The sequence below is a fragment of the Tistrella mobilis genome (genome assembly GCF_041468085.1).
GTDB lineage: Bacteria > Pseudomonadota > Alphaproteobacteria > Tistrellales > Tistrellaceae > Tistrella > Tistrella mobilis_A.
Genome location: NZ_CP121017.1, coordinates 1,738,261 through 1,753,057 on the forward strand (window position 1 = coordinate 1,738,261; position 14,797 = coordinate 1,753,057).

General features: G+C 67.2%; 15 protein-coding genes. 5 read left to right on the plus strand and 10 right to left on the minus strand.

Going from position 1 to position 14,797, the window contains the following annotated elements; all coding sequences use genetic code 11:
• Positions 1 to 83: 83 nt before the first annotated feature.
• The 3 genes from P7L68_RS13715 to P7L68_RS13725 are packed head-to-tail and all read left to right on the plus strand — an operon-like array spanning position 84 to position 2,453.
• Complete coding sequence (locus P7L68_RS13715; protein WP_372006196.1) at positions 84 to 995, plus strand: DMT family transporter; 912 nt, start codon at positions 84 to 86, stop codon at positions 993 to 995.
• A 34-nt stretch (positions 996 to 1,029) separates the two neighbouring features.
• The gene (locus tag P7L68_RS13720) at positions 1,030 to 1,734 is read left to right on the plus strand and encodes a glutathione S-transferase family protein (RefSeq protein WP_372006197.1); all 705 of its coding nucleotides are present in this window, start codon (positions 1,030 to 1,032) and stop codon (positions 1,732 to 1,734) included.
• A gap of 8 nt (positions 1,735 to 1,742) precedes the next feature.
• Positions 1,743 to 2,453 carry a glutathione binding-like protein gene (locus tag P7L68_RS13725; RefSeq protein WP_372006198.1) on the plus strand — a complete coding sequence of 237 codons (711 nt, stop codon included), beginning with the start codon at positions 1,743 to 1,745 and terminating at the stop codon, positions 2,451 to 2,453.
• Positions 2,454 to 2,474: 21 nt separating this feature from the next.
• Here P7L68_RS13725 and P7L68_RS13730 read toward each other — a convergent pair whose 3' ends face one another.
• From P7L68_RS13730 to P7L68_RS13765, 8 genes are all read right to left on the minus strand, one after another.
• On the minus strand, positions 2,475 to 3,482 hold the full coding sequence (locus P7L68_RS13730; protein ID WP_372006844.1) for an ABC transporter permease: 1,008 nt from the start codon (positions 3,480 to 3,482) through the stop codon (positions 2,475 to 2,477).
• 47 nt (positions 3,483 to 3,529) lie between these two features.
• Positions 3,530 to 5,074 (minus strand): sugar ABC transporter ATP-binding protein, encoded by a 1,545-nt coding sequence (locus P7L68_RS13735; RefSeq protein ID WP_372006199.1) that lies wholly within the window; start codon positions 5,072 to 5,074, stop codon positions 3,530 to 3,532.
• Positions 5,075 to 5,176: 102 nt separating this feature from the next.
• Positions 5,177 to 6,238 (minus strand): TMAO reductase system periplasmic protein TorT, encoded by a 1,062-nt coding sequence (torT, locus tag P7L68_RS13740; protein ID WP_372006200.1) that lies wholly within the window; start codon positions 6,236 to 6,238, stop codon positions 5,177 to 5,179.
• Positions 6,239 to 6,382: 144 nt separating this feature from the next.
• The gene (locus P7L68_RS13745) at positions 6,383 to 7,354 is read right to left on the minus strand and encodes a biotin-dependent carboxyltransferase family protein (RefSeq protein ID WP_372006201.1); all 972 of its coding nucleotides are present in this window, start codon (positions 7,352 to 7,354) and stop codon (positions 6,383 to 6,385) included.
• Positions 7,344 to 8,219, minus strand: coding sequence for an allophanate hydrolase subunit 1 (locus P7L68_RS13750; RefSeq protein WP_372006202.1), 876 nt, complete (start codon positions 8,217 to 8,219; stop codon positions 7,344 to 7,346). Before P7L68_RS13750 ends, P7L68_RS13745 begins: the two co-directional genes overlap by 11 nt.
• A 9-nt stretch (positions 8,220 to 8,228) precedes the next feature.
• Positions 8,229 to 9,593 (minus strand): acetyl-CoA carboxylase biotin carboxylase subunit, encoded by a 1,365-nt coding sequence (locus P7L68_RS13755; RefSeq protein WP_372006203.1) that lies wholly within the window; start codon positions 9,591 to 9,593, stop codon positions 8,229 to 8,231.
• A 7-nt stretch (positions 9,594 to 9,600) separates the two neighbouring features.
• Positions 9,601 to 9,837: an acetyl-CoA carboxylase gene (locus tag P7L68_RS13760; protein ID WP_014744670.1), complete on the minus strand. Its 237-nt coding sequence runs from the start codon at positions 9,835 to 9,837 to the stop codon at positions 9,601 to 9,603.
• Between the two features lie 119 nt (positions 9,838 to 9,956).
• The gene (locus tag P7L68_RS13765; protein ID WP_372006204.1) at positions 9,957 to 10,739 is read right to left on the minus strand and encodes a 5-oxoprolinase subunit PxpA; all 783 of its coding nucleotides are present in this window, start codon (positions 10,737 to 10,739) and stop codon (positions 9,957 to 9,959) included.
• A 274-nt stretch (positions 10,740 to 11,013) separates the two neighbouring features.
• Here P7L68_RS13765 and P7L68_RS13770 point away from each other — a divergent pair, with 274 nt between their 5' ends.
• Together P7L68_RS13770 and P7L68_RS13775 are read left to right on the plus strand one after the other, a co-directional pair.
• The gene (locus tag P7L68_RS13770) at positions 11,014 to 11,928 is read left to right on the plus strand and encodes a LysR family transcriptional regulator (protein WP_062766111.1); all 915 of its coding nucleotides are present in this window, start codon (positions 11,014 to 11,016) and stop codon (positions 11,926 to 11,928) included.
• 263 nt (positions 11,929 to 12,191) lie between these two features.
• Entirely contained in the window at positions 12,192 to 13,358 is a 1,167-nt protein-coding gene (locus P7L68_RS13775; RefSeq protein ID WP_372006205.1) for a JmjC domain-containing protein, read from the plus strand.
• 50 nt (positions 13,359 to 13,408) lie between these two features.
• Here the strand turns inward: P7L68_RS13775 and P7L68_RS13780 are convergent, their stop codons facing one another.
• Positions 13,409 to 13,960, minus strand: a complete 552-nt coding sequence (locus P7L68_RS13780; RefSeq protein WP_372006206.1) for a type 1 glutamine amidotransferase domain-containing protein — start codon at positions 13,958 to 13,960, stop codon at positions 13,409 to 13,411.
• 79 nt (positions 13,961 to 14,039) lie between these two features.
• Entirely contained in the window at positions 14,040 to 14,645 is a 606-nt protein-coding gene (locus P7L68_RS13785) for a hypothetical protein (protein ID WP_372006207.1), read from the minus strand.
• Positions 14,646 to 14,797 lie beyond the last annotated feature (152 nt).

Below are 14,797 nucleotides of genomic sequence, written 5' to 3' on the forward strand. Positions count from 1 at the left end.
ATCGTTTTCTAACGTGCATTATAAAACAAGCGTCATAAAACACAAGGCGGCGCGCCCCGGAACAGGACGGATGGGAACCGGCGATGGCCATGCAGAAGACGGTGCCGGCAGGGCGCGGGATGGAGGGCATCGCCTGGGCGGCGCTCGCGGTCTCGATCTTCTCGGGCTGGTTCGTGGTCACCCGCTTTGCCGTGGTGCGCAATCTGGAGGTCTGGGACATCACCGCGCTGCGTTTCGGCGTCGGTGCCGTGCTGCTGCTGCCGGCCTTGTTTCCGCGCGGCCGGCCGCTGCCCGGCTGGGCGTGGAAGGAGGGGCTGGTCTTCGCCATGCTCTGGGGTCTGCCCTTCGTGCTGCTTGTGGCGGCGGGGCTGCAGCTCACATCGGCCGCGCAGGCGGCCTCGATCGCGCCGACCGCCATGCCGCTGTTTGCAGGTGTGCTGGGTGCGATCTTCCTGGGGGAACGCCATGGCCGACGGCGCTGGGCGGGCTATGCCGCCATCGTTGCAGGCCAGGCGGCGCTGCTCCTGATCGGCACCGCCGTCCACGGCCTGCCGGATCCCGGCGGCATTCTGGCCCTGCTGGGCGCGGCAGCCCTTTGGGCGGTTTACACGCTGCGTTTCCGCGGCAGCCTGCTCACCCCCATTCAGTCGGCGGCGCTGATCTGTTTCTGGTCGGCGGTGCTGTTCCTGCCGGTCTATCTCGCGGCCGGCCTGTCCAACCTTGGTGCTGCCTCTGCGGGCGAACTCCTCGTGCAGGGCCTGTATCAGGGCGTGCTGATGAGCGCGGTGGCAGTGATCACCTTCAATCGTGCGGTCGGGCTGCTGGGGCCGGCGGCCGCGACCGGCATCATCGCCCTGGTGCCGGTGGCGGCGTCGTCCATCGCCATTCCGGTGCTGGGCGAACTGCCCGCGCCGGCCGAAGCCCTCGCCATCCTGGCGATCGTCGCCGGTGTTCTGCTGGTGGCCCGTCCGGTGCGGCGGCCGGCCGGATCCTGAATTTCTCCCCCCGAAAACAGAGAGGGTAGCCCTCGTGATCCGCTTCTACTATCACCCGACCCCGAACCCGGCAAAGGTGGCGCTGCTGCTGGAGGAAACCGGTCTGCCCTACGAGCTGGTGCCGGTCGATACCCGCAAGGGTGAGCAGCATGATCCGGCCTTCGTGGCGATCAATCCGAACGCCAAGGTGCCGGCGATCGTCGACCTCGACGGACCCGGTGGAAAATCGGCGCGCGTATTCGATTCGACTGCGATTCTGATTTATATAGCCGAAAAGGCTAATGCCTTTCTGGGCGCGCCCGAGGACCGGCCGGAACTGCTGTCCTGGCTGATGTTCATCGCCTCGGGGCTGGGGCCGTTCTCGGGCCAGGCGGTGCATTTCCAGCACGCCGCCCCCGAGGGGCTGGACTATGCCCGCAACCGCTACCGGCGCGAGGCCGAGCGGCATTACGAGGTGCTCGACCGTCATCTTGAGGGGCGCGACTGGATCGCGGGCGACAGCTATACCATCGCCGACATTTCGGCCTGGGGCTGGCTGGAGCGCGCGGAGCGGGTGCTGAAGGGCAAGACCGATCCGCTGGCCGACTATCCCAACCTGAAGCGGCTGTTCGAAACGGTCGATGCCCGACCGGCGGCACAGCGGGCGCGCAAGGTGGGGGGCGATCACGACTTCAAGACCGAGACCGACGAGCAGGCGCTGCGCGCACTCTTCCCGTCCAACTATCCCAAAGCCGGATGAGGCCTGCCATGATCGACCTTTATTACTGGCCGACCCCCAATGGCCACAAGATCACCATGTTCCTGGAAGAGGCCGGTCTGGACTATCGGATCCATCCGGTCGATATCAGCGCCGGCGATCAGTTCAAGCCGGACTTCCTGGCGATCTCGCCCAACAACCGCATGCCGGCGATCGTCGACCATGCGCCGGCCGATGGCGGCGCGCCGGTGAGCGTGTTCGAGTCCGGCGCGATCCTGCTCTATCTGGCCGAGAAGACCGGCCGGCTGCTGCCCACGGAACTGCGCGCCCGCAAGACCGTCAGCGAATGGCTGTTCTGGCAGGTGGGCGGGCTTGGCCCCATGGCCGGGCAGAACCATCATTTCGGGCTCTATGCGCCCGAGAAGCTGCCCTATGCCATCACCCGCTATGTGAACGAGACCAACCGGCTCTATGGCGTGCTCGACCGCCGGCTGAAGGGCCGGCGCTATATTGCGGGCGACGACTATTCCATCGCCGACCTTGCGAGCTATCCCTGGGTGGTGCCGTGGAAGCGCCAGCAGCAGAACCTGGATGATTTCCCCGATCTGCGCCGCTGGTTCGACGACATCCGCGCCCGGCCGGCGACGGTCCGCGCCTATGAAAAGGGTGAGCCTTACATGTCGCGGCCGACCGTGACCGAAGAGGGCAAGAAGCTGCTCTTCGGCCAGACGGCAAAATCGACCGGCGGCAGCGGCAGCTGATCCCGGCGACGGGGCGGGGCCTCAGCCCCGCCCCATCAGCATGCGGTAGCGGATCTGGTCGAAGACCACGGCCAGGATCAGCAGGGCGCCGAGCAGCACCATCTGCATGTAGGAACTGATCTGGGCCAGGTTCATGCCGTTCTGGACCAGAACGATGAAGAAGGCGCCGAGCACGACGTTTTCGACCCGGCCGATGCCGCCGCGCAGCGACACGCCGGCGATCACGCAGGCGGCGATGCTCTCCAGCGCAATGGTCCCGCCCAGATTGGCCTCGCCACTCTCGACACGGGCAGTGAGCAGAAGCCCGGTCAGCGAGGCGATCAGCGCGCAGATCACATAGGCGAAGACCAGCACCTTCTTCGTGTCGATCGCCGACAGATGCGCCGCCTTCATGTTGCCGCCGATGGCATAGACATGCATGCCGATGCGGGTGCGGCTCATCACCACCCACATCGCCAGCGCTGCGACCGCCGCGACCAGAACCGGCACCGGCACGCCGAACAGCCGGCCGAAGCCGAAGAGGTCGGCAAATTCGAAGGGCAGGCCCGAGACCGGCACGCCGCCGGTCAGGAACAGCGAGATGCCGGCCGCGACCGAACTGACACCCAGGGTCATGATGAAGGGCGAGACGCCGAAGGCGGCGACGCCGATGCCGTTGACCAGGCCGATCAGCATGGCGGCGCAGAAGCCGGCGGCGGCGCCGGCCAGGATAACCAGCCAGACGGCATCGGGGAAGATCTGGCCCAGCGCCGTCATCACCAGCGCCGAGACCACCGAGGTGACCGCGACCGCAGCACCCACCGACAGGTCGAAACCGCCGGTGATCAGCACCAGCATCTGACCCAGCGAGACCAGCATCAGATAGACCGACTGCCGGGCGACATTGACCAGATTGTCGACGGTGAGGAAGCGGTCGGAGAGCAGCGAGAACACGATCAGTGCGCCCGCCAGGAAGAAGGGCAGGACACCCAGACGGATGAAGAGGCGGCGCAACGGGTTCGCGGCCGGGCCCCGGGCGGTATCGGTCATGGAGGCGGATCCCTTGGTCATGCCGGTGGCGGGTGCGGGTGTATCGGTCATGCGACCTCTTCCTCTTCCGCAAAGAAATGCGCCAGGACGGCCGCTTCCGAGATGCCGCCGCGGCCGAGTTCGGCGGCGATGCGGCCGCGGGAGAACACCACCAGCCGATGGGCGAGGTTCATCGCCTCGGGCAGGTCGGACGAGATGACCACCACCGCCTTGCCGGCTTCGGCCAGATCCCGGATCAGCCGGTAGATCGCGGCGCGCGCCCCCATGTCGACGCCGACCGTCGGCTCGTCGAAGACATAGAGCGCGTAATCGCGGCCGAGCCCGCGGCCGAACAGGGTCTTCTGCTGGTTGCCGCCCGAGAGCTGGGCGGCGAGCCGGCTGCGATAGGCGGGCGGCAGTTCCACCCGCTCGGCCACCTGCTCGCAGGTTCTGCGGATGCGCGGCCAGGGCAGCAGGCCCCGGCCGGCGATGCCGGGCAGCACCCCCTGGGCCAGGTTGTCGCGAACGGTGAAGGCGAGTTGCAACCCTTCGGTCTTGCGGTCGGGCGGCAGGTAGTACGCGCCCGCGGCCATCATGGCGCGGGTCGTGTGTCCGGTGAGGTCGCGTTCAGCTCCCCCGCCATACCAGACCACCCGGCCGGCCTCGACCGGCAGCAGCCCCATCATGGCCCGGAAGGCGCGCGACTTGCCCGAACCCACCAGCCCCGCCACGCCCAGCACCTCGCCCGGGCGGATGTCGAGATCGATGCCGTTGACACCCCAGGCCTTCAGCCCGCGGATCGTGACCAGCGGCGCCCCGGGGGCATGGGCGATGGCGGGATAGATTTCGGTGATCGCGCGGCCGGCCATCAGCTCGACCAGTGTCGCCTCGTCGGTGCCCTGCATCGGATAGGTGCCGATCTTCGCGCCGTCGCGCAGCACGGTGATCCGGTCGGCGATGCGGGCGAATTCCTGGATGCGGTGCGAGATGTAGATGATGCCGACGCCCTGGGCCTTCATCGCCGCCACCACCTTGAACAGATGGTCGACCTCGCGATCGGTGAGAGAGGCGGTGGGCTCGTCGAGGATCAGCAGCGACACCTCGCCCTGCAGCGCCTTCGCGATCTCGACCATCTGCTGTTCGGCGCGGCTGAGATCCGAGACCCTGCGGCGCGGATCGATGCGGAAATCGAGCCGGGCGAACAGCGCATCGGCGGCCCGGCGCATGGCCGGCCGGTCGATGAAGGGCCCGGTCTTCAACTCGTTGCCGAGGAAGATGTTCTCGGCCACCGACAGGGTCGGAACCAGGGAGAATTCCTGAAAGACCGCCGAAATCCCGGCCATGCGGGCATCGGCGACCGAGTGGAAGGCGACCGGCCGGCCGTCGAGCCGGATCTCGCCCTCGCTCGGCGTCGAGGCGCCGGCGAGCATGGAGATGAGCGTGGACTTGCCGGCGCCGTTCTCGCCGAACAGCACATGGACCTCGCCGCGCCGGAGGTCGAAATCGACCGCGTTCAGCGCCGTGACGCCCGGATAGCGTTTGGTCAGCCCCCGGGTTTCGATCAGGGGCGGCGTGGTTGCGTCTGGCGTGGTTGCGTCTGGTATCTGGGCCATGGTCTCGGGCTGCCTGCTCGTTGACTGCGGGGGTGCGCAGACCGGCAGGGTGCGGACGGATCCGGCACCCCGCCGGTGGAGCGGTTCGGAATCGGCCCGGTATCAGTTCACCGAGAAGACCGGCGAGAAGTTCTCGGGCGGCAGGATGCTTTCGCGCGCCACCTTGCCGATGTTCTTCTGGTCGACCACGAAGATCTTCGGGCCGACATGCTTCACATACTCCTTGCCCTCCAGGATGCGCACCGCCTGATCGACGGCGATGCGGCCCTGAATGACCATGCTGTCGGCCGGTGCCGCTTCGATGAAGCCGCGCCTGATGCCCTGATAGACGCCGGGGGTCATGTAGAAGGCGAGAATGCCGACCTTGTCGGTGAGGCCGCGTTCCCGCAGCAGGCCCTGGGCGGCCTCGGCGGTCACCGCGGTGCCGGCGATATAGGCGACGTCGGGCGTGGCCTGGAGCACGTCTTCCACCAGCCGCAGCTGGGCTTCCTTGCCGGTATCGCCATAGCGCGGCTCCAGCACCTCGACCGCCGAGCCCTTGACCGCCTCCATGAAGCCCTTATGGGCGGCTTCCACCCAGCCGGCGCCCGCCGGCCCCGGGAACCAGCCGACCTTGACCGGGGCGGAGCCGGCCGGATGCTTGGCGGCCAGATACTTACCGGTCTCGCTGCCCATGGTGTAGAACGACACCAGCGACTTGGCGGCCAGTTCGGGCGAGGAGATGCCGTTGATCACGTCGATCACCGGGATCTTCTTCGCCGCCAGCTCCTTGACCAGATTGTTGAGCCCGTCATACGAGATTGCGCCGATCACCACCGCCTGCGCGCCCGAGGCGACGCAATCCTCGATCTGGCTGATCTGTTTGGGCAGTTCGGTATAGCCGCCGGCCTCGACCACATTCAGCTTCACCCCCAGGCGCTTCGCCTCTTCGGTGACGCCGTAATCGACGCCCAGCCAGTAGGCGTCCTTCATGTGCGGGAAGGAGACGCAGACGTTCCAGGGCTTGGACGCCTTGTCCAGCGGCACATAGTCGATGTCCTTCGACGTGCCGTCGGCCGAGAAGGCCGGGGTCACCTCGGCGGCGGGATAGGGAAACCAGTCTGCGGCCTGGGCAGCGCCTGTGAAGAGCGTGCCGGCCAGAAGAGCGATCGCGAGCTTTTTCATGACGTGAGCCTCTGATGTCGTCTTTGAACGTTCACGTTGTTTCGTGTTTGTTCTTGTTTTCGGCTGTCTTCTTCTTGCTCAGGCGGGTAGGCAGGTGGTCCGGTCCTCCGGGCGGTCTCCCCCGCCCGGAGAACGGGTCATGGGTCAGAGCAGGGCGTCGTGCAGGCGGGCGATCAGCGAGGCGCGATCCCGGCGGGCGGTGAGCGCGGTTGCCATGTCGACCTTCACGAAGCGGGTGGGGGTGTGCGGCTGCAGCTGGCCGATCAGATCCATATCGGCCGAGATCACCGCACCCAGGGTGAAATAGCCGCCGCCGGAGACGGCATCGCGATGCAGCACGATCGGCTCGGTGCCGCCCGGCACCTGGATCGAGCCGTATTGATAGCAGCCGTCGACGATGTTGGACGGGTCGGAGCCGGCCCCGAAGGGCTGCTCGCGCGGCTCGAAGCTGAACGGCCGGCCGCCGCGGAAGCGGTAGCCGATGCGGTCGGCCTCGGGGGCCACCTTCCAGTCATCCTCGAAGAAGTTGCGGCCGGCTGCTTCGGTGATCAGACGCCAGTAGAGGCCGGGCAGCACCCGGATTTCGGCCGGCGTGCCGGGCAGGCGGCGCAGGCTGGGGGCGACAGAACGGCCTTCCTCCGCACCCGGGCCTTCCCCGACCGGCAGAACGTCGCCCGCGGCGAGCGCCCGGCCGTGGAAGCCACCGAGGGCGCCAAGCGCATAGGTCGAACGGCTGCCCAGCACCTCGGGCACGTCGATGCCGCCCGAGACCGCGACATAGGCGCGGGCGCCGCTCTTCAGATAGTCGAAGCTCAGCACCTGGCCGGCCTTGACCCTGAAGGCGGTCCAGCCGGGGCGCGGCTCGCCGTCGAGCTTCGGCGGCAGATCGGCACCGGTGACGGCGACCGTGGCATCGCGCTGGAATTCGAGCTGCGGGCCCAGGAACACCGCCTCCAGCCCGGCCGCACCCGCCGGGTTGCCGACCAGCAGATTGGCGGCGGTGAGCGAGAGGGTGTCCATCGCGCCCGAGACGGGGATGCCCAGATGGAAATAGCCGGGCCGGCCCAGATCCTGGACGGTGGTGGCGAGGCCGGGGTTCAGAACCTTAATCGCCATCGAGGGCCTCCATCAGCCGGGCGTTGGTGCCGTCGATATCCGCCTTGAAGGCATCGAGATCGAAGGAGACCGGGCGGATGCGCGGGACATAGGTGTTCGCCGCGACCCGGGCCGTGATGGCGTCGTATTCGGCGCGGTCGATCGGCTTCCACTTCACGATGTCGCCCGGGCGGAAGAAGACCATGAAGTCCTGGAGATACGAGATCGACTGTTCGGGGTCGTAGATCGGCATGGGCGTGATGCCGAACATCTGATAGCCGCCGGCCCCCCGCACCGAATAGATGCACGAGAAGCAGCCGCCATAGCCGACCGTCAGCTTCGGGGTGTCGGTGCGCGGCCGCAGATATTTCGGCACCTGCAATTGCCGCTCGCGCTCTACCAGCTGGTAGAGGAAGGGCAGGCCGGCGACGAAGCCCACCATCGACACGAACCAGGGCGCGGAGTGATGGGCGCGGATGAAGCCCGCGGCGTCGTCGAAGCCGTTGATCCGGGCGGCATAGTCCAGATCGGTGCCGCTCGGGTCCTGGTGGCGCTCGCGGAAGCGCATCAGGGTCTCGTGGGTCCAGGGATCCTGGTAGAAGACCGGGATTTCGATGATCCGGGTGTCGAGGCGTTTCGGCCCCTCTTCCGCGGCGCTTTCCAGCGCCTTCAGCTTCGCCATCATCGCATCGGGTGCGATGACGTCGGGATCGAACCTGACCTGGAAGCTGGCATTGGCGGGGCAGACCTCGGTCACCCCTGGAATCGCGGCCGTCTTGACCGCGTTGCTCATGGTGAGCGCCTTGAAGAAGGCGTCGAGCGACATCTCTTCGTCCATTTCGACGAAGATGTGCTCGTCACCCCCGAAGGAATAGCGCGTCTTCATCCGGTCCTCCTATCGGGTGGCGAGGCCGCCTGCGGCCAGCCAGGCTTCGAGGAACTGGGTATGGGTGCGGCCCTCGCGCACCTCGGGCGATGCGGCGAGCGCCACATGCAGCGGGATGGTCGTCTTCAGACCGTCGATCCGGATCGTCTCCAGCGCCGCCGCCAGCGCATCGATCGCGGCCCCGCGGCTCTCGCCGGTCACGATCAGCTTGGCCAGCAGCGAGTCGTAGAAGGGCGGGATCTGATAGCCTTCATAGATCATGCCGTCGAAGCGGATATGCGGCGCTTCCGGCACCGACATCGCGCCCACCAGCCCGGGGAAGGGCATGAAGCCGTTGGCGGGATCCTCGGCATTGATCCTGACCTCGATCGCATGGCCGTGGAGGCGGACATCCTGTTGTGCGATCGAGAGCGGCTCACCGCCGGCGATGCGGATCATCCAGGCGACCAGGTCGATGCCGGTCACCATCTCGGTCACCGGATGCTCCACCTGGATGCGGGTGTTCATTTCGATGAAGTAGAAGCGGTTGGTCGCCTCGTCATAGAGATATTCGAGCGTGCCGGCGCCGCGATAGTCGACCGAACGGGCAAGTGCTACCGCCGAGGCGCAAAGCTCGGCGCGGGTGGTATCGTCCAGGCAGGCGGCGGGGGCCTCTTCCCAGACTTTCTGACGGCGGCGCTGCAAAGAGCATTCGCGTTCGAAACAGTGGATGGCGTGGCGGCCGTCGCCCAGGATCTGGACTTCGATATGCCGGGCATCGCGGATGACCCGCTCCAGATAGAGCCCGCCATCGCCGAAGGCCGCCTCGGCCTCGGATGCCGCCTGCGGCGCCAGCTTGCGGAGTTCCGCCTCGGTCTCTGCGATACGGATGCCGCGCCCGCCGCCGCCGGCGGTCGCCTTGATCATGACCGGATAACCGACCGCCCCGGCGGCGGCGACCGCGGCTTCGACATCGGCGAGCCGCCCCTCCGATCCGGGGACGACCGGCACGCCGGCGGCGATGGCGGCGGCGCGGGCGGCGGCCTTGTCGCCCATCACCCGGATGGTCGCGGCCGAGGGGCCGACGAAGATCAGCCCCGCCGCCTCGACGGCCTCGGCGAAGGCTGCGTTCTCGGCCAGGAAGCCGTAACCCGGGTGGATCGCGTCGGCACCGGCGGCCTTTGCGGCTTCGATGATCCGGGCGGCGTTCAGATAGGAGGCTTTCGCCGGGGCCGGGCCGATGCACACCGCCTGATCGGCCAGCCGCACCGCCAGCATGTCGGCATCGGCTTCGGAATGGCCCTGCACCGTGGCGATGCCGAGGGATTGTGCGGCGCGGACGATGCGCACCGCAATCTCCCCCCGATTGGCGATGAAGAGCTTGCGGATCGCCATCGCGCCCTCAGCCTTCAAGCTCGGCGAGCACCGCGCCGGCCATGACCGGGGTCTCGTTCTCGGCCAGGAAGCGGGTGATGGTGCCGGCGACCTCTGCCTTCACCTCGATGAACGACTTCATCACCTCGATCAGCCCGATCACCTCGCCCGGCGCGACCGTGTCGCCATCGGATTTGAAGGGCGGCTGGTCCGGGGCCGGGCGGCGATAGAAGGTACCGGGAAGCGGCGAGCGGATTTCGGCCATCGATGAGGGTCCTTCCGGCTGGCAGGAATGCGGGTGTGGTTCGGGGGCTTGAGACCGTGGAGATGCGGGGGAAGAGAAGGGCGGGGGAAGAGAAGGGCGGGCGGGGGCGTGCGTGGTCGTCAGGCCGCGGCGGCGACCTCTGCGGCATTGGCGATGCGGATGCCGGCATCGATCAGCCCGGCGCGGATGGCGGTGCCGATCTTGAGTGCGCCCGGCGTGTCGGAATGGAAGCAGATCGATTCGAACTCGATCTCGATATCGTCGCCCTCGACGGTGCGGACCTTGCCCTCAAGGCAGGCCCGGACGCATTTGCGGGCCACCTCCTCGGGGTCGAGCGCCCGCATCCGGCGGGCGAAGACGATCGAGCCGGAGTTGTCGTAATCGCGGTCGGCATAGAATTCGCGGATCACCGGCAGCCCCGCGGCGCGGGCGACCGTGCAGGTCACCGAAACATCCATGCAGTAGAGATAGGTTTCGGGGCTGGACTTCAGCAGCGCCTCGACCAGCAGCTGCGACAGGGTCTCGTCGCGGGCGACTTCCATATAGAGTGCGCCATGCGGCTTGACGTGCTGAAGGCGAACGCCGTGACGGCGGGCGAATTCGCGCAGCGCCCCCAGCTGATAGATGATGTCGTTCACCAGCTCTTCCGGCCGGGCCTGGATCACCCGCCGGCCGAAGCCCTGCAGGTCGCGAAAGCCCGGATGGGCCCCCAATGCCACACCACGTTCGGCCGCCAGCCGCACCACCCGGTCCATCAGGTTGGGGTCGCCGGCATGAAAACCGGTGGCGACATTGGCCGAGCTGATCAGGTCGAGCAGGACATCGTCCGGAGCTTCACTGATCGTCCAGTGGCCGAAGCTCTCACCGAGATCACAATTGAGATCGACCAGTCTTTTAGCCAAGCGTCTCTCTCCTGCTGCATGCGATCCGACGCGATGGCGTGATACCGGAACGCGCTTGTTCACGTCTTTATGACAATATGGTGATCCAGGATTTAACCCCTCGGCAATTTCTAAATTATGAGAATGCATTATCGAAAAAGGTGAACGCTTGAATCTTCAACGGCTCTTTCAAATCCTTCATTCTCATGCATATCATCGAGGGCGCTGACCCCCGTTCAGGCATCTGTTCCGAAAATGCGGTGAGGCATTATCTGAAAATCAGAAGGTGTCGCGGATGTCGCTCAACTTCCGCCACGTGAAGTACTTCGTGGCCACTGCCACGCTCGGGCAGGTGTCCCGGGCGGCCAAGGAATTGTCGATCTCGCAATCGGCGATCACCGCGGCGATCAAGGAGCTGGAGGCCGAGACCGGCAGCCGGCTGTTCGACCGCACCGCCCATGGCATGGAGCTGACCGATGCCGGCCGCCGTTTCCTGGCGGCCGGCTACAGGATCCTGGCCAGCATCGAGGAAGCGCTGCAGCCGGGCACCGCCGATGATGCCTTCTCGGGCACGCTGTCGGTGGCGGCGAGCTATACCGTGCTCGGCTATTTCCTGCCCCAGCATCTGGAGCGGCTGGAGCGGCGCTATCCCAATCTGCGCATCCAGCTTTATGAACTCAGCCGCGAGATGATCGAGGACGGGCTGGTCACCAACCGTTTCGACATGGCGGTGGTGCTGACCTCGAACGTCAACAATCCGGAACTGGTCACCGAAACCCTGATGTCGAGCCAGCGGCGGCTGTGGCTGCCGGCCGGACACCCGCTGCTGGGCCGCGACCGGGTGCGTTTCGGCGACATCGCGGATGAGCCCTATATCATGCTGACCGTCGACGAAGCGGCCCATTCGGCGCTGAAATACTGGAACCGCACCCAGCACCAGCCGAACATCCGCCTGCGCACCTCGTCGATCGAGGCGGTACGATCGATCGTGGCCAACGGCCAGGGGATCTCGATCCTGTCGGACATGGTCTACCGGCCCTGGTCGCTGGAAGGCAAACGCATCGAAACGGTGGTGATGGCCGAAGAGGTGCCGCCGATGAATGTCGGCCTGGCCTGGCGCCAGGGCGTTGATCTCAGCCCCGCGATGCGCCTGTTCCGTGGCTATTTTGCCGAGGTCTATCAGACACCGCAGAGCATGCTGCCCAGGTGAGCTCTCCGTCTGATGACAGGGCACTCAAGATCGGCTATCACCGGGCAGAGCAGGGTGGCAATGATGCCGTCCTGCGTTTTGGGGAACGGGGCATGAAGCGGAACGAGATCACGACTGAAAATGGGCAACAGGTTCAGGATCGCCCGCTCTGGCTGCGGCCGGCGCTTGAAGTCTGGGCATTGGCGCCGGCGACCCGGTTGATGGACGCCGTGACCCCCGACGGAGGTCCCACCTCGTCCTGACCGCGGGGCGTGAGCGCCTGCATGATCGCGACGCTGAGAGACCTTCTGCGGCAACGCCTGGACAGCCCTTTGTCTGCGGCCATGGAGGCAGGGCAGCGCCTGCATGTGAAGACCGGACAGGCAGCCGCCTGTGCCGGTCTTTTGCCATGGGCGGCCGTGAATGCCCGTCTGTCGGCGCAGGCGCTGGTCGAGGGCGAGGTTTCGGTGATGCGGGCGGGCCGCGAGGTGCCGCTGGAGATGCTGACCCGGCTTTCCCCCGACGGCCGGCGGGTGCTGCTGGATGCCCAGCTTCAGGCACTGTGTCAGGGCGGGGCCAGCCTAGTGCTGCTCGGCATGCATCGGCATGTTCAGGCGCTGGCGGCGCTGGCCGCCATGGTCGAACGTCATGTCGAGGCGCCGGTCACCATCAACGCCTATGCCAGCTTCACCCGGGATGGCGCCTTCCAGATCCATCGCGACGGCCATGACGTGCTGGTGGTGCAGATCACCGGCCGCAAGCGCTGGTTCTGTCACGGCCGACGCAGCGATCCGCCCTTCGGTGGCGACACGGTCGATCCCCGCCGCGATCCGGGCCCACCCGAGGTGGAGGTGGTGCTGGCGCCCGGGGATCTGCTGTTCCTGCCCAGGGGCGACTATCACCGTGCCGAGGTGGCCGAGGCGGGCGGGCAGTCGCTGCATCTGACGCTGGCGATCCAGCGGCCGGATGGGGCGGAGGTGCTGCGCTGGCGGCTGCGCGAGATGGCGGACCGGCTGGCGGCACCGGTGCCGGTGGATCCGTCCGCAAGGGGCGCGTATGAAGCGCAGCTGAAGGCGGTTCTGGCCGATCTGAGCGCCGGGTTGGATCTGGGCCGCTTCCAGGCGGCGCAGGCCGCGGGGCGCCCGCTGGCCGGGGCCATGGCCCTGGGGCTGGCCACCGGGGCCGGCGGACCGGAAGATGCGGTTCTGGTCCAGCCCGCCCTGCGCCGGCGCCCGGCATTGCCGGCGACGGGGCCGGCTGACATCAGGGCAGGTGACGTGACGATCCGCCTGAATGCGCCGGAATGCGCGATCCTGGCGCTGCTGCTGGACCGCGACATCGCGACGATGGGCGAGATCCTGGCCGGCCTGCCGTCGGAGGAGCCGGCGGCCTTGCGTGCCGCGGTGGCGGCACTCGGCCGCCGGGGGCTGATCTTTCTGACGGCCCCCTGACCCTTCCTCAGCCCGACCCTCGGCCCAACCCTAAGCCCCCATCTGGCCGCTCAACGGGCATGAGGGCCTTCCGCCACTTCCTCGACGATCTTGTCGACGAAGGCCGGCAGGTCGCCCGGATTGCGTGAGGTGATGATGCCCCGGTCGGTGACGACCTCCTCGTCGATCCAGGTGGCGCCGGCATTGCGGACGTCGGTCGCGATCGAGGGGTAGGAGGTGACGGTGCGGCCGCGCAGCGCATCGGCTTCGACCAGCATCCAGGGGCCGTGGCAGATCGCGGCGACCGGCTTGCCCGAGGCGACGAAATCCTTCACCACCTTCACGGCGTCCGGCACCTGGCGCAGCTTGTCGGGGTTGATCTGGCCACCGGGCAGGACCAGGGCGTCGAAATCCTCGATCCGCACATCGGCGACCTTCAGGTCGACATCGGCCCGGTCGCCCCAATCGGTTTCGTCCCAGCTGCGGATGCGGCCGGCTTCGGGGGCGGCGACCTGAACCTTTGCGCCACGGCGCAACAGTTCATCCCGCGGATAGACCAGCTCCGCGCGCTCATAGCCGTCGGTCGCCAGAATCAGGATGCGGGCGTTTTCGATCACGGGCATGGGGACGTCTCTCCTTCCGTGAGAGGGGGGGAGGGAGACCAACCCGTGTGGGCGATGCAGGTTCCGACCTGCCGGTCGATCAGACCGGGGCGTGGGCCCGGCGGTCGGCGGTGAAGGGCCGGCCAGAGCGCGGCCGCGCGCCCGTCTTGACGGCCACCTCTGGCGGCGGGGCCAGTTCGTCATGCAGCCAGCTGACCACCGGAGCGGCGGTCAGCGCCATGCGGGCGACCTGGCCGACGATGGCATTGGCGGAATAGGGCGGTTCCATCAGCTGTTCCTGATTGACCACCACGATATGCTGGCGCGGCGTCACCTCGACGCCGATGCCGGTGCGGCCCGACCAGGATTTCCGCCCGACCAGCGACAGGAAGCGCCGGCGCCGCTCCGGCGCCTCGGCCGAATAGGGCAGCACGCCCAGATCCGCGATCAGGCTGAGGAAGACACCTTCGGGCGCCGCACGCAGCGTGCCGGTATAGGCGATCTCGCGCCAGCGGAAGGTGAAGCGCAGCGGGTCGGTCGCGTCCTTGCGACGGATCTCGCCGTCCTCGTCGATCGACACGCTGAGCGGCATGATCGGCAGCGGCTGAGAGGAGATGAAGCGGATCAGGCGTTCGCGGCGCGCCGCAGCGCTTTCGGTCTGATGGCCGATATCCGCGATCGGATCGACGGCGTTGTTCTGGGTCATCGTCGGTCAGTTTCCCGCTGCGGTACCGGTCTCGGGGCTATGCCGGCCGGCGCCCTGCGCGGCCTGCACTGCCCGTTCAGAATATAGGGGGCTCTGCATGGAATTGTCAGGCATGTCATGATGCGGGGGGCGCATCTTTCGTCGCCGGTTCC

Coding starts and splice junctions, on each gene's coding strand:
- P7L68_RS13715 (WP_372006196.1), top strand. CDS start 84: ATGGCCATGCAGAAGACGGTGCCGGCAGGGCGCGGGATGGAGGGCATC.
- P7L68_RS13725 (WP_372006198.1), top strand. CDS start 1,743: ATGATCGACCTTTATTACTGGCCGACCCCCAATGGCCACAAGATCACC.
- P7L68_RS13730 (WP_372006844.1), bottom strand. CDS start 3,482: ATGACCGATACCGCCCGGGGCCCGGCCGCGAACCCGTTGCGCCGCCTC.
- P7L68_RS13735 (WP_372006199.1), bottom strand. CDS start 5,074: ATGGCCCAGATACCAGACGCAACCACGCCAGACGCAACCACGCCGCCC.
- torT (WP_372006200.1), bottom strand. CDS start 6,238: ATGAAAAAGCTCGCGATCGCTCTTCTGGCCGGCACGCTCTTCACAGGC.
- P7L68_RS13745 (WP_372006201.1), bottom strand. CDS start 7,354: ATGGCGATTAAGGTTCTGAACCCCGGCCTCGCCACCACCGTCCAGGAT.
- P7L68_RS13750 (WP_372006202.1), bottom strand. CDS start 8,219: ATGAAGACGCGCTATTCCTTCGGGGGTGACGAGCACATCTTCGTCGAA.
- P7L68_RS13755 (WP_372006203.1), bottom strand. CDS start 9,593: ATGGCGATCCGCAAGCTCTTCATCGCCAATCGGGGGGAGATTGCGGTG.
- P7L68_RS13760 (WP_014744670.1), bottom strand. CDS start 9,837: ATGGCCGAAATCCGCTCGCCGCTTCCCGGTACCTTCTATCGCCGCCCG.
- P7L68_RS13770 (WP_062766111.1), top strand. CDS start 11,014: ATGTCGCTCAACTTCCGCCACGTGAAGTACTTCGTGGCCACTGCCACG.
- P7L68_RS13775 (WP_372006205.1), top strand. CDS start 12,192: ATGATCGCGACGCTGAGAGACCTTCTGCGGCAACGCCTGGACAGCCCT.
- P7L68_RS13780 (WP_372006206.1), bottom strand. CDS start 13,960: ATGCCCGTGATCGAAAACGCCCGCATCCTGATTCTGGCGACCGACGGC.
- P7L68_RS13785 (WP_372006207.1), bottom strand. CDS start 14,645: ATGACCCAGAACAACGCCGTCGATCCGATCGCGGATATCGGCCATCAG.